This is a genomic window from Helcococcus massiliensis, from assembly GCF_900258485.1.
GTDB classification, from domain to species: Bacteria; Bacillota; Clostridia; order Tissierellales; family Peptoniphilaceae; genus Helcococcus; species Helcococcus massiliensis.
In genome coordinates this window covers 307,220-325,828 of the sequence record NZ_OGVE01000002.1, presented here as the reverse complement: position 1 = coordinate 325,828, position 18,609 = coordinate 307,220, and the positions used below count along the sequence as shown (strand labels likewise).

Below are 18,609 nucleotides of genomic sequence, written 5' to 3'. Positions count from 1 at the left end.
TAGGGGTATATCCTATTTATAGTAAGAATATTTTAAAAGGAGCTAGCATGGAGAATTTATTTGGAGATCAAATGAAAACCTTAAGAGTAACAGGAGAAACTAGCATATTTGTAAGGCCTGATTTAATATTATTTTACCTACAAGCCTCAAAAGTATGTGAAGACTACGAAGAGGCAGTCAGAAAATCTGCTGAACTTACTGTGAAAATCAAAGACTTGGTAGAAGAAGCTGGATTTGATAGGAAAAAATTAAAAACTGATTCCTTATCAGTAGAGCCAGAATACGAATACAAAGAAAAAGAAGATGGCACAAGGAAAAGGATATTAGTGGGTTACAGGTATAGACACAAGTCCTTTATTGAATTTGCTAATGATAATAAAGTCTTAGGTAAATTGATTTATGAAGTATCAAAGAGTGGCTTAGATGTGGACTTTAATGTCAGATATGACTTAAAAGACAAGGTGAAATATCAAGAAGAAGCCCTAGCAAAGGCTGTTGAGCAGGCAAAAAGAAAGGCTGACATAATTGCTGAAACTTCTGGAGTAAAACTTTTAGACATAAGAAGCATTAACTATTCCTTTGATAAAGTCGGATTAGATATGATGGTTTATGATTCTATGAGTATGGCACGATCTTATAATATAGATATTGACGCAGATGAGATAGAAATCAGTGAAGATATTGAGATAACTTGGAATATTGAATAATCATAAATATACAAAATGACACACTAGCTTTAAGCTCTGACCTGAACCCCAAAATCCGGAATATGGATGGAGGGGTTTTTATTTTAAATGTATTTAAAGTAAAAATTTAGTAATTGTTGGCGAAGAATTATCTAATCAAAAATCGCCAAACACTGGAATGAAAACTTGCCAAATACTTTAACGAACCTTTTCACTCCTCGATTCCCTTATATATTCATTCGTATAAAAACTATACAGTAGCTGGATAGTCATCACGACCCAGATTACAGGCTCACAGAAAATTACTGCAAGATAACCATGTTTTGGGATAAATATTTGCACAAATAGTATTTTTCCGATCAATTCTATGACGCTTGAGATAAGTGGCAATATCTTCTTGCCTAGTCCTTGGAGGGCAAACCTAGTTTGTAGGAGTATTCCCAATACAGCATAGAAAGGTCCAACTATTTTTAAATATAAGGATCCATTGTCTAGGATTATTGGGTTGTCTGATCCTGATATTATTCTTATTAAATCTCTTGAAAATAGTAAAAGTAATATACTTACTATAGCCGACATTATTAAATCATAAATAAAGGCTATTTTTAACCCATCTCTTATTCTTTTATATTTTTTAGCCCCTATATTTTGTGGAACAAAAGTAGATATGGACAAGGCCATGGATAAGAATGGGATATTAAATAGGGTATAAACTTTTCTTGCGGATATATGTCCTGCTACGGTTAAATATCCCAGTCCGTTGATGCCGTATTGAAGTATTACAGATCCTATTGAAACTATAGAGCTCATAAAGCCCATTGAGAGACCTTGGGACAACATATCTTTGTATAGCTGATTATCTGGAGTAAAGTGGGCTTTCTGAGGTCTTAATATTTCCTCATTTTTCAAAATATAAATTATTGATAAAACAACCGAGACTCCTTGAGCTATTACAGTGGCAATGGCTGCACCTTCTATTCCCATATTTAAATTAGAGATAAGGAATATATCTAATACTATATTTAATAATGATGAGATTATTAAAAATACAAGGGGCATAAAGGAGTTACCAATTGCCCTTAGTAAACCTGCGCATAGGTTGTATAAAAACATTACTGGGGTGAACAGGGCTATCCAATATATGTATCTGTAAGAATCGTTTAATATGTGGTCAGGTGTATTTAAAACAGTAAGAATGGGTTTGATAGTCAACAAGCCCAAGATGCTGATTATTACTGAAGAAACTAAGCCTATAACTATGGAAGTTGCAACTGATTTTTTAAGTAATTCTTTATCTTTTGATCCAAAACTTCGAGCTGCTACAATAGAAAGTCCATTACCTATACCTATTGCAAAACCAATAAGTAATTCAAATATTGGCGTACTTGCACCAACGGCTGCAAGCTTACTATCTCCTAGATAATTTCCGACAATCATGGTATCGAAGAAACTATATAATTGTTGGAAAACACTAGATATTAATAGGGGGATAGAGAATATTAATAGGGACTTAAGTATAGGACCGTTGATCAAATCCACATCTATATTGAATAAATTTTTATTTTTCATCTTTTTTATCATATCTCACCTCGTTGATTTGTCTAAGTATTATTATATCTAAAATAAGATTTATATGTAGTTATATAATTTCAAACTTCCAAGAATTTATTTAGCTGTAGTATATATAAATATATTTAAATGTTAAAATAGTACTTATATAATTATTAACTAAAATCACAAAGTTAAAGAGGTTACTATGAAACACAAAGGAACAAAAAATCTAGAAACTAAGAGATTAATTTTAAGAAGATTCACAAAAGACGATATCAAACCAAGCTACAAAAATTGGACATCTGATGAAAGAGTTTGCAAGTATGTAACCTGGCCGAAACACAAGAGTTTAGAAGTTACAGAAAAGATTTTATCCGAATGGATAGATGGCTATAAAAATGATAATTTTTACCAATGGGCTATTTGCCTAAAAGATGATGAAGTAATAGGGACTATTTCTGTAGTTGACCTTGATGAAGATATTGAGTCTGTCGAAATTGGATATGTGATTGGTTATGATTATTGGGGGAATGGCTATGTCCATGAAGCTTTTGAAGAGATTATAAAATATCTATTCGATGAAGTTGAAGTAAATAAGATTGAAGCAATGCACGATGTAGAAAATCCAAACTCAGGCAAGGTCATGTTGAAGTCTGGTTTGACTTATGAGGGCTGTCTAAGACAAGATATGAAAAACCATAGAGGATCCTTAGTTGATATAAAAGTTTATAGTATATTAAGAGAAGAATATTTATCTGAAAAATAATTTATTTAGTCTTATAATATAGTTTCCATAAAAAATCGGAGCTGAAGATTAATATCAACAGCTCCGATAATATATTTTATAAATTATAATTTTATAGTCTATCTCCAGGTATGATAGAGTCTACTACACCATAAACTAAACCACCAATTAATGCACCTAATATAGATACACTAAAGTTGTCTAATACCTTACCTGATAGGTATAAAACTAATGCCATTACTAAGAATCCTGTTAAACCAGAAGCGGCTTTTGATAATCCTAAAAATCTAGCTAGCAAATAGTCGATTACTGCTATTACAATAGCGATTAGAGCTAAATTACCAAGTCCACCTTGGTTTGACATTCCTGGTACTAGTATATTAGTTATAGCTATAACTATCATGGATACAACTAATCTTGCTATAAATCCTATAATTCCTGTTTGTTCTTTCTTATTCATAATTCCTCCAATAATTGTTCGTGACCAATAATTATTTAAATTTAATTTATGTCACGTTATATATATAACCAAATATAATTTTTCTAAACATTTATAATCTAGAGCGAATAGATTTAGTAAAGATAGGTTTGGAGATCTTAATAGATAAATTAAAATCATATGGGATAAAAGTTGTTTCTATAAATATATTTTAATGTTAAAATGATTCTTATATATAAAAATAGAAAGAAGGAATATTTATATGTTAGAAACGATTATTTCATCAATAGGTGTATTTGTGTCAACAAGTATAGATTATTTACTGATATTAACTATACTCTTTGGACAGTCACATGTTAAAAATAAAAGATTTCATATTTATTTGGGGCAATATATAGGAACAGGAATTTTAGTTTTAGTAAGTCTCTTAATTGCCTACGCAGTCAATTTTTTGCCGAAAGATTGGATGATAGGACTGTTAGGACTGATACCAATTTACCTAGGAATAAAATTTGCTTTATTAGGTGAAGGTGATGAAGATGAGAAAGAGGATGAAAGTAAGGAAGTGATGGAAAAATTAGAAGCTAGCAAGTCTAGAAAATTGTTTTTAACTGTTGCCTTGCTTACCATAGCTTCTGGAGGAGACAATTTAGGAGTATATATTCCATTTTTTGCATCCCTTGATTGGGTAAATATACTTGTATCACTTATAATTTTTGCTATTGGTATTATAGGTCTATGTGAATTAAGTAGCTTTATATCTAAAATCCCATTTATATCTGAAACTATTGAAAAGTATGAAAGAATCATTGTTCCATTAGTGTTTATACCGCTTGGAATATTCATTATGTATAATAACAATGTATTTAAAGTTTTATATAGCTTATTTGTATAATAATTATTGATGCAATACCTGATTGCTTTAAGAAAATTAATGAGGAGTTTAAATGAAAGAAAAAGATATAATTGAAAAACTAAAAAATGACCCTAGAAATAAAGAATATACTGATAGGGGAATAGGTCCAATTTTTCAGTTTAATAAAGACTCTAAGATTTTGATAATTGGCCAAGCACCAGGCAAAAAAGTAGAAGAAAGTGGAATTTTATTTAATGACAAAAGTGGCGAAAACCTAGTTGACTGGCTTGGTATAAACATGGATACCTTACATGGTAAAGATTTTTCTATAATTCCCATGGATTTTTATTTTCCAGGCAAGGCAAAGAGTGGGGACAAGGCGCCTAGAAAATTTATATCTGAGGAATACCATCCTCTTTTACTCAAAGAGCTTAAAGATGTTAAATTGACAATCTTGATAGGAGCCTATGCACAGAAGTTTTACCTAAAGGATAAATTCAAAAGAAATCTTACAGAAACCGTAAGAAGTTTTAATGAATACTTACCAACATTCTTCCCAATAGTCCACCCAAGTCCATTAAACAACAGATGGATGGCTAAGAATGCATTTTTCAAAGAAGAAGCTTTACCAGAGTTAAAGAAAATAGTTAAAAGTTTATAGTATATTAAAAGAAGAATATTTATCTGCAAAATAATTTATTTAGTCTTATAATATATACATATAATAATTTAAAGTAGGTAAAAAATGGAAGAATTAAGATTTGTAGTTTTACTTGAAGAAATGAAAAAAATATATAGACAAACCAAGATTATCGGAGAAGATAGGAAAGAGAATGACGCCGAACATTCCTTCCATGTAGCAAGTATGGCTATATTTCTAGAAGAAATCTCAGACATCGAGGTTGATATAAATAAAGTTGTGAAGATGCTTTTAATCCACGATTATGTTGAGATTTTTGCAGGCGACACCTATGCCTACAATGAAGATAGGAAAGTGGGCCAGTTTCAAAGAGAGAAAGATGCCATGGACAAGCTTAAAGAATACTTGTCAGAAAATAATAGCAAACTTTTAGAATCACTATGGTTAGAATTTGAAGAAAGACAAACCAATGAAGCTAAGTTTGCAGTGGCCATGGATAGGTTGCAACCTATATTGAGTAATATTTACCGAAACGACGGAGGAACTTGGAAGGTAAACCAAGTTAAAATTTCTCAAGTTTTTGAAAGGATCAAACCTATCAAGGACTTCAATGAAAAAATATATTCATATATAAAAGATGAGGTTGAAAAGTCTGTAGAAAAAGGCTTTTTAATAGATGATATCGGATTAGGAGGGGGTAATGAATAAATCAGGAAGAAGAGAATTTATCATTAGGCTATTAATTTTAGCTTCAGCCATCTTATTTGTTGTGTATTTTCACAATGTGCTGAACTTTATAAAATGGTCATATAATATGCTGTTTCCTATTATTTTAGCCTTAGGAATGGCTTATATATGGAATTTAATAATGGATGTTTTAGAAAAGAAAGTTTTCAACAGAATTAAAAATGAAAAATTCCAGAAATTTATAAGACCCTTATCAATGCTGCTTTCATTCATATTTATCATAGTACTTATAATGTTAGTTTTATCATTGATAATTCCACAAATATATAATTCTATAAAAATAATAGGGGAAAATATTCCTAAATTATTAGATGAAATTTATGCATGGGTAATGAAAAATCCAGAAGAATCAGAAATTAAAATGTACTTAAAAGATGAAATTGGTCATGTAGCTGGGAATTGGTCCAATTATCAAGCAAAGATAGGAGAATATGCTAGGTCAAATATAGGTGGTTTTATAGGATCTACTTTTAATGTTGTTTCTACAGTTTTAGGGACCATAGTTACTGGCTTTACTTCTTTGATAATAGCTGTCTATATTTTAGCTAGCAAGGAAAGTTTATCAAGAAATATTAAATTGACAATGAAGGCTTATTTGCCAGAAAGAAAATATGAAAAGATTCTTAACTTTTTAAGAATAATGGATGAAAAGTTCTCTGCCTTTTTCAAGGGCCAATTTATAGATGCCATAGTAATAGGTTTGATTTTATATGGAGTAATGCTCTTACTTAAATTACCATATGCTATGACTGTATCAGTTGTGGTAGCAGTTACAGCCTTGATACCGATGCTTGGTTCCCTAATAGGGGGTGCCATAGGTGTCTTGATGATAGCTGCAGTAAACTTTAACCAAGCCATTATATTCTTAATTGCCCTGATAATAGTCCAACAATTTGAAAGTAACCTTATCTATCCAAAACTTGTTGGAGACAGTGTAGGTTTGCCAGGAGTTTGGACCTTTGTAGCAGTTATAGTTGGTGGGGCCATAGCGGGACCTTTAGGAATGTTGCTATTTGTACCATTAATGGCAGGATTATACAAGATAATTAGAAGAGATGTAAAGAAAAGAGTAGCAAGTAAAGAATAAAGAATAAGGAACAGCCCCTGCAAGTTAGTTTTAGGATTAACTTGCAGGGGCTGATTTTTTATAAATCTATTTTCGCTTCATCCTTAATAAGATGGAAGAGGTCAGATGCAACATCTTTCAAAACTTGCATATTTTCATTATCTTTATTATTCATATGTTTGAAAATTTGGAAGAGGCTTGATAATTTGTGGTTAAACAAGTCAACCATATTGTCAGCTTCTACATTTTCAAACAAGTCATGTAAGGCGACAAGCACAGCTTTTCTTTCTTCCTTATCATAAGATTTTAAAAGGTTGGAAGCTACATTTCTTGTGTGTAGACTAAGGTCTGACAATTCACCTTCATTCTCAATATGGTTATCTTCGATAAACCAAGTGAATGGGGAATGTTGCCAAACCATAAGACCTTCGCTAGATATTATTATAGGATTACTATCGCTTCTCAATAAGAGTCCAAATAAAGATTTTTTAGGAATGAATTTTTTTATCTTTTCGTTTATAGGGCTGTAGTCTGGTCTTTGGTAAAATTCGTCCAAAAATCCCGGTCCGTCAAAGTCGTAAACTAGTTCAATCCTATCTTGTAGGGACTTGTCTTGGATGGAACTTGCAAAAACTGCGAAGTTACCTCCCTTGGAATGCCCAATAACAATGATATTATCATCGAATTTATCTCCAATTTTTTTCAAATAATCCTTTGCTTTTATTTGTGCAGGGATTTCTTCGTCAAAGGCCATGGATAAGCTTTCAAACCAACCGTCAAAGGAGGCGTCAGTCCCCCTATAAACAACAGCCAGAGTGTTGTTATCAATTCGTGCAGTATAGGCGAAAAACTGACATTCTTCAGCTTTTTCAATATCTACAATCTCCAAGTCTTTGAACCTATCAGAATCTTTTAAGGCATTCATAAAATCTTCTTCCTCATCCTCTGTCAAGGAAAACTGGGCAGAATTTTTGATGTCTTCTTGGTCAAGCATATGTATTTTGAATTCTTTTCCCCATTTTCTATGGAAGTTTTCTAAGTAAGAATAGGAAAACTGCGCCAAAATAAGGGCGTCTACATCGTTAAAATGTTTGTCTTCAAAAGTATTATTTTTATTTTCTTTTATGTATTCTATGATATTCATAATGTCTCCTTAAGCTAGATAATAGCAGAAATTATAGATAAAATAAATAGTTTTTTATATTAAATATGTTTATATAAAAATGCTCGGGGTAAAAATAAATTACATAAGAAAAACAATTTAAATATAAAGGAGTTAATTATGGGTTGGATTTCAAGTATATTATTAGGAGCCTTAGCAGGCTGGCTAGCAAGTATTATCATGAACAGAGACGCTGAAATGGGAGCACTTGCTAACATTATAGTTGGTATAATTGGTGGTGTGATTGGTAACTTTGTTGCCGGATTGATTGGCCTTCAAGCAACATCAGACTGGTCAATAGGTGGTATAGCAATTTCCGTACTAGGTGCGGTAATCCTATTGTGGTTACTAGACTTTTTCAGATCTAGAAAATAGATTTTATAAGGTCCTTAGCTATGCTATAATAGCCAAGAGGTGATATATGATTATTAGATTGGCTTTAATAGTGTGTTTTACATTCATAGCTATATATAACTTAAATTATTATGTAAATTTGAAAATAAGGGCTTCATTAGAATTAAGTCACTTGATAGCATTCATCATAATGCTAGCCTTGATTGGAGTTTCATTCATCTACATTTTGGAAAGAAACTTGGCCAATTATGGTCTAGCTATAGTTTTTGTTATCTACTACCTAAGCTCTATACTCGCAAGAGGTGTGGTAAATAAAGGAGTAGTTGAAAAATCTTTTATTTTATCTATAGCCAGGTTAAATAAATGGGCCGATGTCCAAGAGATGAAGTTTGAATACAACAAAGATGACAAGATAGATGTAGTATTTGTAACAAAGCGTAGAGCCATCAGGCAAAGCTATGATGACAAGTATGAAGCTAATTTTATAAAGATAAAGAAGAAATTAAAAATTTAGAGGTGGATATGAAATTTTACGGAACAATGATGTGTCCTGACACAGTTTATGCTGACAAGATTTTAAGAGAAAACAATATAAATGTTGAATATGTAGATATAGTAGCTAACATGAAAAATCTAAAAGAATTTTTATCCTTAAGAGATAGCAAGGAAGAATTTGCTAGTATAAAGGAAAATGGTAAGGCTGGAGTTCCAGCATTCTTGCTAGATGATGGCAGCATTGAATTTGATGTTCACAAGCTTGAAGGAGTAGCACCAAGAAAAGAAGAAGATATGGAACCAGGTGCGCAAACTTGTTCCATTGATGGTGGCGGCTGCTAATATAACATTTAAATGAGAGAGCACTAGACCTCTGTCTTTCTATAATATTTTTGGAAAAACACTTTCTACTGAATTGTTTTTTGCGAGAAAAACGTAAGAACATTCTTTAGACAAGTGTTTTTCTTTTTATCTTGACAAAGTAAAGTAAAATTATTATCATGTATTGGTATTGATAATCATTACCAATAAGGAGATAAAATGAAAAAGAATTTAGTGATATTCATACTTTTAATGGCTGTTCTAGTTGGCTGTGCTAAGACTGAAAGTGACAGTAAAATAAGCCAAGAAGACTTGTTTATAAATGGAAATAAAGAAAATGTACAAGTATTAAAAAATAAAGACAATGTAAATATTGAATATAAGGATAAGCTATTTGTTGTGGAAAAAGAAGATTATGAAGCTTTGAAGAAATCTGACAACAATCTTTTGCTTACCTTCGACAATAAAATTGTAAAAGACTACGACCCTAGCAAGGTTGAAAAATACAAGGAATTTGCCAGCTTCTACCAAGTAGAAATGAAGGATGGGACAAGTCTACAAATGTTTGACAAGCCTGCGGTTGATTTTCCACCAGTTAAGTCTGAGGGGTCCAAGGGGATAGTGGGAGTTTATAAGCATGGTGACCATTGGCATATAAAAATGGAAGATGGGACAGAATACATAAGCTATGAAGATCCTACTAAGATAGATCCGGATTTAGAAGTAAAAGAATATGAAGGCGAAGACCATTAAAATGATGCTGCAAGATAATATCTTGTAGCATTTTTTTTATTATCATATCCCTTATGATAAGATTAAATTAATAAGAATGAGAAGAGGAATTATAGTGGAGAAAAAATTTTTTGCTATCGACTTGGATGGCACCCTTTTGACTTGGAATAAGAAACTGACTCAGAGAAATATCGATGCTTTACTCAAGATCCAAGCAGAGGGACACAAGATTGCATTTTTAACGGGAAGAGATATAGTAAATGTCACAGACTTTGCCAAAAAAGCTAAACTTGATACTTACGGTGGCTACATAGGTGCCTACAATGGTGGCTTGGTATATTCTTGCAAGGAAGACCAAATAATAAGGGAAAGCTTTTTTGATCCAGAATTGGCCCTTGAAATTAAAAACTATTTAGAAGAATTGAACTTGGATTTTACATTTTTAAGGCCAAGGGAACAATATGTTTCCAAGAAGACTTACCTACCATTCTCCCTTTATAGGAAGTTAAATGGTAAAAAGACTTTTGACATTGATGCTCTTTTTGCTAAAAACCTACATGTGAATAAGATTTTGATAAATGATACAAAATCTAAATTGTTAAAGGTGTGGGAAAAACTGGAAAAGAAATTTGCTGGTAAAATTTCTATATCCATGTCTTCGATTATTTCTATAGAATTGACACCAGCAGGTTCAGACAAGGGGACGGCTTTGGAGTATTTAGCTAAGCTTGAAAATATAGATATGTCAAACACCATAGCTATAGGAAACCAAGGAAATGATATTCCTATGATGAAAAAAGCTGGCCAAGCTATAGCTGTAAATAATGCAAGTAAAAAAATAAAGGACCAAGTGGACTTTATAATTCCATCAAATAACAAAAATGGAGTAGGAATATATTTAGAAAGATTTTTGGAGGATAAATGAGAAAATTAATTGCGGTAGATATAGATGGAACATTGATAAATAGTGATTATAAAATAACTAAAAGAACAAAAGAGGCTTTGATCCAAGCTCAAAAAGAAGGACACAAGCTTGTAATTTCTTCAGGAAGATCTCCTTCAGGTATTGAAGGCTATGCTTATGAATTAGAAATGGACAAGTATGAATCCTATATATCAGCACAAAATGGGACTATTGTTGTTGATATGAAAACCAAAGAAAGAGTGATTGAACATTTCTTGGAGATTGATTTAGTAAGAGACATTCTAACTTACAGTGAAGATATTGGCATGGACTATATGATTTATAGGGGAGATCAAATATATTCAAATAAAGAAGAAACCTATAAATTAGCCGAAGTTATAGAAAAAAATTCTGATAGTGAAGTTATTTTGGATAAGGACCTTGCTAAAAATATTGACTTTAGACCACATAATATTCTTTTTGCTCAAGATGAAAATACAATTTCTAAACCTGCAAAATTATTAATGGATAAGTATGGAGACCAAACTTCTCAAATGTATTCAGAAACTTATTATTATGAAATCATGCCAAAGGATGTAAGTAAGGGTCATGCCCTGTTAGAAATAGCAGAATACTTAGGAATAGACCAGGAAAATATAATTGCCTTTGGAGACCAGGATAACGATATGTCAATGATTAAAATGGCAGGAGTAGGTGTTGCTATGGGAAATGCCATTGATAGTTTAAAAGAAGCTGCTGACTATGTTACCTTGACTAACAACGAAGATGGCATAGCTGCCTATTTAGAAAAATATTTATTAAATAAATAATTAATTGACAAAGTACTAGAAAGCAACTAGAATAGTCTAGTACATAAAATTTTAGGAGGAAATGATGAAAAGAATTATTTCATTATTATTAGCTATGCTAATGGTTTTATCATTAGTAGCTTGTGGGAAAAAAGAAGACCCTACATACAAGGCTGGTACATACACAGCAACAGCAACAGGATTTAATAAAGAAAATCCAGTAGAAGTTGAAGTTGTATTATCTGACCAAAAGATTGAATCAGTAAAGGTATTGAAACACGGCGAAACAGAAGGAATAGGTACTGTAGCTGTTGAAAAATTACCTGCACAAATTGTTGAAAAACAATCAGCAGAAGTTGATGGTATTGCATCGGCAACAGTGACATCAGGAGCTATTTTAGAAGCTGTTAAGTCCATTCTTGCTGAAAACACAATTGGTGAAGTAAAAGGCGGCAATGAAACTGGTAAGAAGGAAGAAGAAAAAACAGTAGATACAGATGTATTAGTAATTGGTGCAGGTGGTGCAGGACTTTCTGCAGCAATCGAAGCAAACAATGCTGGTAAGAATGTATTTATCGTTGAAAAAGCAGAATTAACAGGTGGTAACACAACAAGAGCCACAGGTGGTATGAATGCTGCTAAAACAAAATACCAAGACGAAAATGAATTTACAGTAGCAGAGGCAGAAGCTATCACAAATGTTATTGCTAAAGCTAGAAAAGATTATCCAGAATTAAAAGAACTAGCAGACAAAGTTGAACAACAATTCAAAGACTACCAATCAAATGAAAAAGGATACTTCGATAGTGAAGACTTATTCATGCTAGATACTTTAGTAGGTGGACAAAACTTAAACGACCACAATCTTGTAAAAACATTAGTAAGCAAGAGTTCAGAAACTATCGAATGGTTGAAAACTTTAGGAATGGAGCTAACAAGCGTTGGTAGCTTTGGTGGTGCATCTGTAAAGAGAATCCACAGACCAATGGAAGATGGTAAAACACTAGCAGTTGGTTCATACTTAATTCCAAGAATGACAAAGATTGTAGAAGACAAAAAGATTGAAATTGCTTTTGGTAAAGAAGTTAAAGAACTTATAGTTAAAGATGGTAAAGTAGTTGGAGCAAAGGCTGACGGATTAACAGTTAATGCAAAATCCGTAGTAATAGCAAGTGGTGGTTTCGCAGGTAACTTAGAAAAAGTTGCAGAAATCAAACCAGAATTAAAAGGCTTCGTAACTACAAACGCACCACAAATCACAGGTGATGGTATCTGGATGGCAGAAAAAATTGGTGCTAAAGTTGTAGACTTAGACCAAATCCAAATCCACCCAACTGTAGAACAAGAAACATCTTCATTAATTACAGAAGGTGTAAGGGGTGACGGAGCTATTCTAGTAAACCAAGAAGGTAAGAGATTTATAAATGAAACTGAAACAAGAGACAAGGTTTCAGCAGCAGAAATAGCACAAACAGGTGGTTATGCTTACCTAATAGTTGACCAACAAATGTTAGACAAGTCAGCTCCATTACAAGGTTACAAGAGCAAAGGTTTCACAAAAGAAGGTCAAACGATAGAAGACTTAGCTAAGGAAATCAACATTGATCCAGCAACACTAAAAGAAACAATGGACAAATGGAACAAGTCTGTAGAAACAAAATCAGACGAAGAATTCCACAGACAAGCATTCACACAACCACTAAACCAAGGACCATTCTACGCAATCAAAGTATCTCCTGGTGTTCACCACACAATGGGTGGATTAAGCATCAACGAAAAAGCTGAAGTATTAGACAAAGATGGCAAGACCATTCCAAACCTATACGCAGCCGGAGAAGTAACAGGCGGAGTACACGGTAAAAACAGATTAGGCGGTAACGCTGTAGCAGACATCCTAGTATTCGGAAGAATAGCTGGACAAAACGCTGCAGATAATGCTAAATAATAGTTGATTTAGGCTAGCTTTGGTGGGTAAAGTAGTTTCAGTAACTGCGGCGGCCAAAGAGAGTTTAAGTGTAAAATAAAAGGCTTGGCTCTTGGCCAAGCCTACAATATAGGAAGAAGTGCGTTCGCACTTCTTTTTTTTTTGTGTTTTGGGTTGGAATATAGCTTTTGGCGCAAAACTTTGAAAAAATTAAACTTTGCACCAAAATAAGGAACTGAAAATTCAAGAATTGGCGCAAAAAAGGAAAATAATGAAGAAATGCGCCAAATGGTTAAGAACAAATGGCGCAAAACTTTGGAAAAATTAAAATTTGCGCCAAAATAGAGAGACTTTATCCAGATAAATACACGAAAAGTAGCGCAAAATTCCAAGAAACTCGAAATATGCACCAAAATAGAAAAAATAATATTCTAAAAGTGGCGCAAAAATGAGAAAAAAGTCATAAATGTGCCAAACTAGTTATAAAAAGTGGCGCAAATTTAAGATAAATGAAAAATATGCGCCAATTACTCAAATCATTTCAATTCAAAAATTATATTCATAATAAATCGTCCGCTATAAAAACACTTCTAAGAATCTTTAATCACAAATCGTTAAACAAACAAGCTATCAATTAACTTACTTATTGCAGCTCCATTCCAATTAACAGCTAAACTCTCAAATGTGCATATCAAATTTATTCCAGGGATATAGCCGTTATTGATATAGTTATTAATTTTGAGCAAAGCAGTTTTTGAGTATTCACTATTATCCATCATCCCAAAATGTTCCCAAATAATAATTTCCCTAGTCTTAGGATGTAAAATCGTAAAATCAGGATATATTTTCCTACTAAACTTGTTTCCAAATCCATCTATATCTTCTAACTCAATTACAGCCTCATACCTATAAGCTATATTTCTTTGATATAAAAAATTAGCAATCAAACACTCAGACTTGGATCGCACAATATCACCTCTATTTGTGGTTAGTGTATTTGGTGTGATTTCTATCCTCTTTCTATCATAATTTTCATTTAACCATTCAGTAGATAAATCTTTATAAGATTTATAAAGTGGTCTTAGATATTGTTTTTTATTTATATTGAAGTTATTTTCTATACTAATTAGATGATTGTTTTCAGAAAAATGTTTGTATTCTTGAAGTAGCTTTAGTCTCGCCATTAAGTTTTCTTTAAGTTTCGGAACATAAGAATTTAAACATAATTTATATGCCAATTCATTATTTTTCTTTGGAATATAGGTTCTTTCACCATCTTTGTACCAATAAGTTCTATTACCATTCACATTCAAACTCCCCTCAGGCAAGTCTTCCTCGACTTCCAAAACTTGGTCAAGTACTTCTTCCAGCCTAGAAATCTCCATATCCAAATTCTTTTCAAAACTTATCATGCTACCTCCTTCCTTCAATTTTACGACAATTTCAAAAATAAAAACTCTCAACATTGTTACAAAAAATTTATAAAGGCCAAGCTTAATTGCCCTATGAAAATCTTTGCAATATAATAGAAGTAAGACACAGGAAAGGATGAGATTATGAATATATTAGTTTATTTGGGTTCGAAAACAGGTAAAGACAAAATTTACACAGAGGCAGCTACAGAAGTTGCTGACTGGATTGTTGAGAATGGTCACAATTTAGTCTATGGCGGTAATGCCAAGGGGCTCATGGGAGTACTTGCTAAAAGAGTTAAGGAAAAGGGCGGCAAGGTCATAGGAGTGATGCCAGAGTTTCTTCTAGAAATCGAAGAAAGATATGAAGAATGCGACGAATACATCCTCACTCAAACCATGCAAGAGCGTAAAGACAAGGTCAGAGACTTGTCCCAAGTTTGCCTGGCTATACCAGGTGGACCAGGTACCATGGAAGAAATCACTGAAGCTTATTCTTTGTATTTGGTTGGTCAAAATCCAAATCCTTGCATTCTTTATAATAAGAATGGCTATTATGACAATTTAGAAAGAATGTATGACGACATGGTTAGGGAAGGTTTTTTAGATGAAGAGGCTAGAAAAGACTTCCTATTTTCTGACGACTTTGCAGAAATAGAGACTTTCATCCAAGAAAGGTTATAAAATGAGTTTTTGGGATTTATTTAAAAATAAAAAAGCAGAGGAAATTCCTGTATTTGCAGATAGTCCTCTAAAGGCTTATGAATGCATTTTTGAAGGTCGAGTCCAAGGTGTGGGTTTTAGGTATACAGTGTTTGATTATGCCAACAAACTCAACTTACAAGGCTGGGTGAAAAACTTAGATAATGGCAATGTAGAAGCTGTGATCCAAGGTCCGGACGAAAAGGTAGACCATCTTATAAAAATGATGGACCAATATTCCTTTGCTAAAATCGAGAAGTTAAATAAAAAAGAAATCGCGATAAATGAAGAATTTGAAGGGTTTGAAATAAGATGATGAGACTAGCGACAAAAGAAGATCTAACCAACATAATGCTGGTTTATATGAAGGCCAGAAAATTTATGAAGGATACTGGAAATCCAGACCAGTGGGGAGATAATAGGCCGACATATGAGGCGGTGGTCACAGATATTGATCAAAAAAGAATGTATATTATAGAAGGAGACGAAGGGATTCTAGGAGTTTTCTCCCTTTATGATTATGATAAAGATTATGAAGACATTGATGGACAATGGCTAAATGACGAGCCTTATGTGGCTATTCATAAGCTTGCTGCAAATGGAATGAAAAAGGGTGTATTAAAAAAAGCCTTGGACTTTGCCAAAACCAAGTCAAACAATATCAGGATTGACACACACAAGCACAACAAGGTCATGCAGTTAAATATCAAAAGAAATAAATTTTCATATGTTGGAAGGATTTATATAGACGGAGAACTAGAAAGACTTGCTTATCATCTAGTTGTCTAGTTTCTTATTTTGAATAATGGGTATAGATAATTCCAAAGAAAAATGATGAGGAGGAAGCTTTGAATTTAATATTGGAAAAATTAAAGGAGATGGCATCGACGGTGATTCCAATAGCTATAATCGTGTTTATAGTAAATTTCACCTTGATCCCATTGGGGGCTCCAGTCTTGATAAGGTTTCTAATAGGAACCGTCTTAGTTGTACTGGGCTTGGCCCTGTTTTTGATAGGTGTAGACATAGGTATCACACCCTTTGGTGACCATGTCGGTGAATCTCTAGCCAGGTCAAACAAATTATGCTTGGTTTTAATTGCTGGCCTTATTTTAGGATTTTTTATATCGATAGCAGAGCCTGGTTTATTAGTTTTAGGTGGACAAATTGATACTGTTACCCAGGGTTCCATATCTGCTACAAGCCTATTTATTGTAGTATCAGTAGGAATGGCTTTCATGATATCGGCAGGATTTTTAAGGGTATTTTTCAATGTCCAATTAAAATATTTCTTATTAGCAATTTATACAATAATATTCATCTTGGCTATTTTTACATCAGAAGAATTTTTAGCAATTTCTTTTGATGCATCAGGGGCTACAACAGGAGTTTTAGCAGTTCCCTTTATATTAGCCCTATCTACAGGTATTTCAAAATTGAAAAAAGACTCTGTAGCAAGTGAGGAAGATTCCTTCGGACTTGTTGCTCTAGCTTCATCGGGAGCTATAGTAGGGGTTATGTTGCTAGATATATTTACAGGGGACAAAGCATTCTCACATGACCTATCCCTTGAAATGACAGCAACAGACAAAATCCTTAAACCATTCGTAGATTTATTTAGTAAGCAATTTAGAGAAGCTGTTATTTCCCTATTACCATTGCTACTTATTTACCTAATCTTACAAGTTTTGGTTTTCAAACTATCCAAAAGAGAAAATAGAAAAATCTTAACCGGTTTTGTTTTATCTTTTGTGGGTTTGCTAGTATTTTTACTTGGGGTGAATGGTGGTTTCTTCGAAGTAGGTGTCTTGCTAGGGCAAGGACTTGCAGCCATGGAAACTAAGACCTGGTTGCTTATAATAGCATTCTTAATAGGTCTGGTAACAATTTTGGCAGAACCTGCAGTTTATGTATTGACCAATCAAATAGAAGATGTTACATCCGGTTCTGTTAAAAAAGGTGCTGTATCAATATTCTTATGTATAGGTGTTGGTCTAGCTGTAGTTTTGGCGGTATTGAGAATTATAATTCCAGATATTAAACTTTGGTATATCTTGCTTCCAGGTTATCTAATGGCTTTATCGATGATGAAGTGGACACCAAACCTATTTATAGGTATAGCCTTTGACGCTGGTGGTACAGCCACAGGCCCAATGACGGCTACCTTTATCTTAGCCTTTGTCCAAGGGGTTGCTGATGCTAGTCCACAAGCTAGCTTATTGACCGAAGGTTTCGGAATGATATCTCTAGTTGCTATGGCACCGATAGTTGCCTTGCAAATATTAGGTATCATATTTAATTCAAAATCAAAAAGCAAGAAAGGAGCTTAATATGGCATCATACAAGCTTATACATGTAATTGTTCCTGATCATAAAGCTTCAAAAGTCTTGAAAGAATCAAAAAAACTTGGAGCCTTAGGTGGGACCATTTATAGGGCGAAAGGAACTCTTAGCGATAAGTTTCTAAACTTTTTCTCTATATATAATGAAAAGAAAGAATTGTTGATAATGGCAGTCGATGAAGAGTCTGCAAGTAAAATAGTGCCTACTTTGGTTGCTAAATTTAATTTAGAAAAGAAGAATACAGGTATTATTTTCACAACTAATTTAACTGCTATAAGTGGCAGTCTTTTAGAAAAAGAACTTAAAAAAGATGAGGTGGTAGATCCTATGTTTAAACTTATTACAACTATAGTAGACAGAGGTAAGGCTAATGATGTAGTAGAATCTGCAAACGCAGCCGGTGCAAGAGGTGGAACCGTCTTGCATGCTAGGGGTTCAGGTACAAAAGAAACCCTAAAATTATTCAATATGGACATAGAGCCAGAAAAAGAAGTGGTTATGATAATTGTTGATAGCAAGATAGCTCAAAATGTTGTTGAAAGAATAAACAATGACTTAGAAATCAACATAGCTGGAAAGGGCATTATCTTCGTGCAAGACATCGATCAAGCTCACGGAATTTACCATGAAGGAAAGATTGATAATTAATAAACATTGAAATTTCAACGTTTTATTGAAATGTAAACGGAATTAATATATAATTGTTGGTGGACAAATATAT

22 protein-coding genes are annotated in these 18,609 nt (G+C 33.1%); 18 read left to right on the top strand and 4 right to left on the bottom strand.

The window, feature by feature from the left end; genetic code table 11:
• The first annotated feature begins 47 nt into the window (after positions 1 to 47).
• Positions 48 to 707 (top strand): SIMPL domain-containing protein, encoded by a 660-nt coding sequence (locus tag C4Q29_RS03125; RefSeq protein WP_103981376.1) that lies wholly within the window; start codon positions 48 to 50, stop codon positions 705 to 707.
• A 177-nt stretch (positions 708 to 884) separates the two neighbouring features.
• On the opposite strand, the gene C4Q29_RS03120 is transcribed toward C4Q29_RS03125, so the two are convergent.
• Positions 885 to 2,255, bottom strand: coding sequence for an MATE family efflux transporter (locus C4Q29_RS03120; RefSeq protein ID WP_200813109.1), 1,371 nt, complete (start codon positions 2,253 to 2,255; stop codon positions 885 to 887).
• Between the two features lie 187 nt (positions 2,256 to 2,442).
• Here C4Q29_RS03120 and C4Q29_RS03115 point away from each other — a divergent pair, with 187 nt between their 5' ends.
• Positions 2,443 to 3,003 carry a GNAT family N-acetyltransferase gene (locus C4Q29_RS03115; protein ID WP_103981374.1) on the top strand — a complete coding sequence of 187 codons (561 nt, stop codon included), beginning with the start codon at positions 2,443 to 2,445 and terminating at the stop codon, positions 3,001 to 3,003.
• Positions 3,004 to 3,094: 91 nt separating this feature from the next.
• Here the strand turns inward: C4Q29_RS03115 and C4Q29_RS03110 are convergent, their stop codons facing one another.
• Positions 3,095 to 3,442: a phage holin family protein gene (locus C4Q29_RS03110; RefSeq protein ID WP_103981373.1), complete on the bottom strand. Its 348-nt coding sequence runs from the start codon at positions 3,440 to 3,442 to the stop codon at positions 3,095 to 3,097.
• 241 nt (positions 3,443 to 3,683) lie between these two features.
• Here C4Q29_RS03110 and C4Q29_RS03105 point away from each other — a divergent pair, with 241 nt between their 5' ends.
• From C4Q29_RS03105 to C4Q29_RS03090, 4 genes are all read left to right on the top strand, one after another.
• Positions 3,684 to 4,316, top strand: a complete 633-nt coding sequence (locus tag C4Q29_RS03105; RefSeq protein ID WP_103981372.1) for a CadD family cadmium resistance transporter — start codon at positions 3,684 to 3,686, stop codon at positions 4,314 to 4,316.
• Between the two features lie 52 nt (positions 4,317 to 4,368).
• Positions 4,369 to 4,938: a uracil-DNA glycosylase family protein gene (locus C4Q29_RS03100; RefSeq protein ID WP_103981371.1), complete on the top strand. Its 570-nt coding sequence runs from the start codon at positions 4,369 to 4,371 to the stop codon at positions 4,936 to 4,938.
• Between the two features lie 84 nt (positions 4,939 to 5,022).
• Positions 5,023 to 5,625 carry an HD domain-containing protein gene (locus C4Q29_RS03095; protein ID WP_103981370.1) on the top strand — a complete coding sequence of 201 codons (603 nt, stop codon included), beginning with the start codon at positions 5,023 to 5,025 and terminating at the stop codon, positions 5,623 to 5,625.
• Positions 5,618 to 6,751, top strand: coding sequence for an AI-2E family transporter (locus C4Q29_RS03090; RefSeq protein ID WP_103981369.1), 1,134 nt, complete (start codon positions 5,618 to 5,620; stop codon positions 6,749 to 6,751). Before C4Q29_RS03095 ends, C4Q29_RS03090 begins: the two co-directional genes overlap by 8 nt.
• A gap of 58 nt (positions 6,752 to 6,809) precedes the next feature.
• Here the strand turns inward: C4Q29_RS03090 and C4Q29_RS03085 are convergent, their stop codons facing one another.
• Positions 6,810 to 7,874 carry an Mbeg1-like protein gene (locus C4Q29_RS03085; RefSeq protein ID WP_103981368.1) on the bottom strand — a complete coding sequence of 355 codons (1,065 nt, stop codon included), beginning with the start codon at positions 7,872 to 7,874 and terminating at the stop codon, positions 6,810 to 6,812.
• A gap of 138 nt (positions 7,875 to 8,012) precedes the next feature.
• On the opposite strand from C4Q29_RS03085, the gene C4Q29_RS03080 reads away from it, so the two are divergent.
• From C4Q29_RS03080 to C4Q29_RS03050, 7 genes are all read left to right on the top strand, one after another.
• Positions 8,013 to 8,267 (top strand): GlsB/YeaQ/YmgE family stress response membrane protein, encoded by a 255-nt coding sequence (locus C4Q29_RS03080; protein WP_103981367.1) that lies wholly within the window; start codon positions 8,013 to 8,015, stop codon positions 8,265 to 8,267.
• A 46-nt stretch (positions 8,268 to 8,313) separates the two neighbouring features.
• Complete coding sequence (locus C4Q29_RS03075) at positions 8,314 to 8,760, top strand: hypothetical protein (RefSeq protein ID WP_103981366.1); 447 nt, start codon at positions 8,314 to 8,316, stop codon at positions 8,758 to 8,760.
• Between the two features lie 8 nt (positions 8,761 to 8,768).
• Positions 8,769 to 9,083: a glutaredoxin gene (locus tag C4Q29_RS03070; RefSeq protein WP_200813108.1), complete on the top strand. Its 315-nt coding sequence runs from the start codon at positions 8,769 to 8,771 to the stop codon at positions 9,081 to 9,083.
• 198 nt (positions 9,084 to 9,281) lie between these two features.
• Positions 9,282 to 9,815: a hypothetical protein gene (locus C4Q29_RS03065; RefSeq protein WP_103981365.1), complete on the top strand. Its 534-nt coding sequence runs from the start codon at positions 9,282 to 9,284 to the stop codon at positions 9,813 to 9,815.
• Positions 9,816 to 9,909: 94 nt separating this feature from the next.
• On the top strand, positions 9,910 to 10,719 hold the full coding sequence (locus C4Q29_RS03060; RefSeq protein ID WP_159459197.1) for an HAD family hydrolase: 810 nt from the start codon (positions 9,910 to 9,912) through the stop codon (positions 10,717 to 10,719).
• Positions 10,716 to 11,528 carry a Cof-type HAD-IIB family hydrolase gene (locus C4Q29_RS03055; RefSeq protein WP_103981363.1) on the top strand — a complete coding sequence of 271 codons (813 nt, stop codon included), beginning with the start codon at positions 10,716 to 10,718 and terminating at the stop codon, positions 11,526 to 11,528. The genes C4Q29_RS03060 and C4Q29_RS03055 overlap by 4 nt, the downstream gene beginning before the upstream one ends.
• A 64-nt stretch (positions 11,529 to 11,592) precedes the next feature.
• Positions 11,593 to 13,452 carry a flavocytochrome c gene (locus C4Q29_RS03050; RefSeq protein ID WP_103981362.1) on the top strand — a complete coding sequence of 620 codons (1,860 nt, stop codon included), beginning with the start codon at positions 11,593 to 11,595 and terminating at the stop codon, positions 13,450 to 13,452.
• 593 nt (positions 13,453 to 14,045) lie between these two features.
• On the opposite strand, the gene C4Q29_RS03045 is transcribed toward C4Q29_RS03050, so the two are convergent.
• Positions 14,046 to 14,843 carry a hypothetical protein gene (locus tag C4Q29_RS03045; RefSeq protein WP_103981361.1) on the bottom strand — a complete coding sequence of 266 codons (798 nt, stop codon included), beginning with the start codon at positions 14,841 to 14,843 and terminating at the stop codon, positions 14,046 to 14,048.
• Between the two features lie 144 nt (positions 14,844 to 14,987).
• Between C4Q29_RS03045 and C4Q29_RS03040 the strand changes: the two genes are divergently transcribed.
• Genes C4Q29_RS03040 through C4Q29_RS03020 form a run of 5 tightly spaced genes read left to right on the top strand, consistent with a single transcriptional unit; the run spans position 14,988 to position 18,536 of the window.
• A complete protein-coding gene (locus C4Q29_RS03040) occupies positions 14,988 to 15,527 on the top strand; it encodes an LOG family protein (protein ID WP_103981360.1) in 540 nt (179 codons plus the stop codon).
• A 1-nt stretch (position 15,528) separates the two neighbouring features.
• Positions 15,529 to 15,861 carry an acylphosphatase gene (locus C4Q29_RS03035; RefSeq protein ID WP_103981359.1) on the top strand — a complete coding sequence of 111 codons (333 nt, stop codon included), beginning with the start codon at positions 15,529 to 15,531 and terminating at the stop codon, positions 15,859 to 15,861.
• Entirely contained in the window at positions 15,858 to 16,334 is a 477-nt protein-coding gene (locus C4Q29_RS03030; RefSeq protein ID WP_103981358.1) for an N-acetyltransferase, read from the top strand. Before C4Q29_RS03035 ends, C4Q29_RS03030 begins: the two co-directional genes overlap by 4 nt.
• Before the next feature lie 59 nt (positions 16,335 to 16,393).
• Positions 16,394 to 17,875, top strand: a complete 1,482-nt coding sequence (locus C4Q29_RS03025) for a DUF1538 domain-containing protein (protein WP_103981357.1) — start codon at positions 16,394 to 16,396, stop codon at positions 17,873 to 17,875.
• A gap of 1 nt (position 17,876) precedes the next feature.
• Complete coding sequence (locus C4Q29_RS03020) at positions 17,877 to 18,536, top strand: P-II family nitrogen regulator (protein WP_103981356.1); 660 nt, start codon at positions 17,877 to 17,879, stop codon at positions 18,534 to 18,536.
• Positions 18,537 to 18,609 lie beyond the last annotated feature (73 nt).

Excerpts from the sequence above, each read along its gene's own strand:
- C4Q29_RS03125 (WP_103981376.1), top strand. The coding sequence starts at position 48 with ATGGAGAATTTATTTGGAGATCAAATGAAAACCTTAAGAGTAACAGGA.
- C4Q29_RS03120 (WP_200813109.1), bottom strand. The coding sequence starts at position 2,255 with ATGAAAAATAAAAATTTATTCAATATAGATGTGGATTTGATCAACGGT.
- C4Q29_RS03115 (WP_103981374.1), top strand. The coding sequence starts at position 2,443 with ATGAAACACAAAGGAACAAAAAATCTAGAAACTAAGAGATTAATTTTA.
- C4Q29_RS03110 (WP_103981373.1), bottom strand. The coding sequence starts at position 3,442 with ATGAATAAGAAAGAACAAACAGGAATTATAGGATTTATAGCAAGATTA.
- C4Q29_RS03105 (WP_103981372.1), top strand. The coding sequence starts at position 3,684 with ATGTTAGAAACGATTATTTCATCAATAGGTGTATTTGTGTCAACAAGT.
- C4Q29_RS03100 (WP_103981371.1), top strand. The coding sequence starts at position 4,369 with ATGAAAGAAAAAGATATAATTGAAAAACTAAAAAATGACCCTAGAAAT.
- C4Q29_RS03095 (WP_103981370.1), top strand. The coding sequence starts at position 5,023 with ATGGAAGAATTAAGATTTGTAGTTTTACTTGAAGAAATGAAAAAAATA.
- C4Q29_RS03090 (WP_103981369.1), top strand. The coding sequence starts at position 5,618 with ATGAATAAATCAGGAAGAAGAGAATTTATCATTAGGCTATTAATTTTA.
- C4Q29_RS03085 (WP_103981368.1), bottom strand. The coding sequence starts at position 7,874 with ATGAATATCATAGAATACATAAAAGAAAATAAAAATAATACTTTTGAA.
- C4Q29_RS03080 (WP_103981367.1), top strand. The coding sequence starts at position 8,013 with ATGGGTTGGATTTCAAGTATATTATTAGGAGCCTTAGCAGGCTGGCTA.
- C4Q29_RS03075 (WP_103981366.1), top strand. The coding sequence starts at position 8,314 with ATGATTATTAGATTGGCTTTAATAGTGTGTTTTACATTCATAGCTATA.
- C4Q29_RS03070 (WP_200813108.1), top strand. The coding sequence starts at position 8,769 with ATGAAATTTTACGGAACAATGATGTGTCCTGACACAGTTTATGCTGAC.
- C4Q29_RS03065 (WP_103981365.1), top strand. The coding sequence starts at position 9,282 with ATGAAAAAGAATTTAGTGATATTCATACTTTTAATGGCTGTTCTAGTT.
- C4Q29_RS03055 (WP_103981363.1), top strand. The coding sequence starts at position 10,716 with ATGAGAAAATTAATTGCGGTAGATATAGATGGAACATTGATAAATAGT.
- C4Q29_RS03050 (WP_103981362.1), top strand. The coding sequence starts at position 11,593 with ATGAAAAGAATTATTTCATTATTATTAGCTATGCTAATGGTTTTATCA.
- C4Q29_RS03045 (WP_103981361.1), bottom strand. The coding sequence starts at position 14,843 with ATGATAAGTTTTGAAAAGAATTTGGATATGGAGATTTCTAGGCTGGAA.
- C4Q29_RS03040 (WP_103981360.1), top strand. The coding sequence starts at position 14,988 with ATGAATATATTAGTTTATTTGGGTTCGAAAACAGGTAAAGACAAAATT.
- C4Q29_RS03035 (WP_103981359.1), top strand. The coding sequence starts at position 15,529 with ATGAGTTTTTGGGATTTATTTAAAAATAAAAAAGCAGAGGAAATTCCT.
- C4Q29_RS03030 (WP_103981358.1), top strand. The coding sequence starts at position 15,858 with ATGATGAGACTAGCGACAAAAGAAGATCTAACCAACATAATGCTGGTT.
- C4Q29_RS03020 (WP_103981356.1), top strand. The coding sequence starts at position 17,877 with ATGGCATCATACAAGCTTATACATGTAATTGTTCCTGATCATAAAGCT.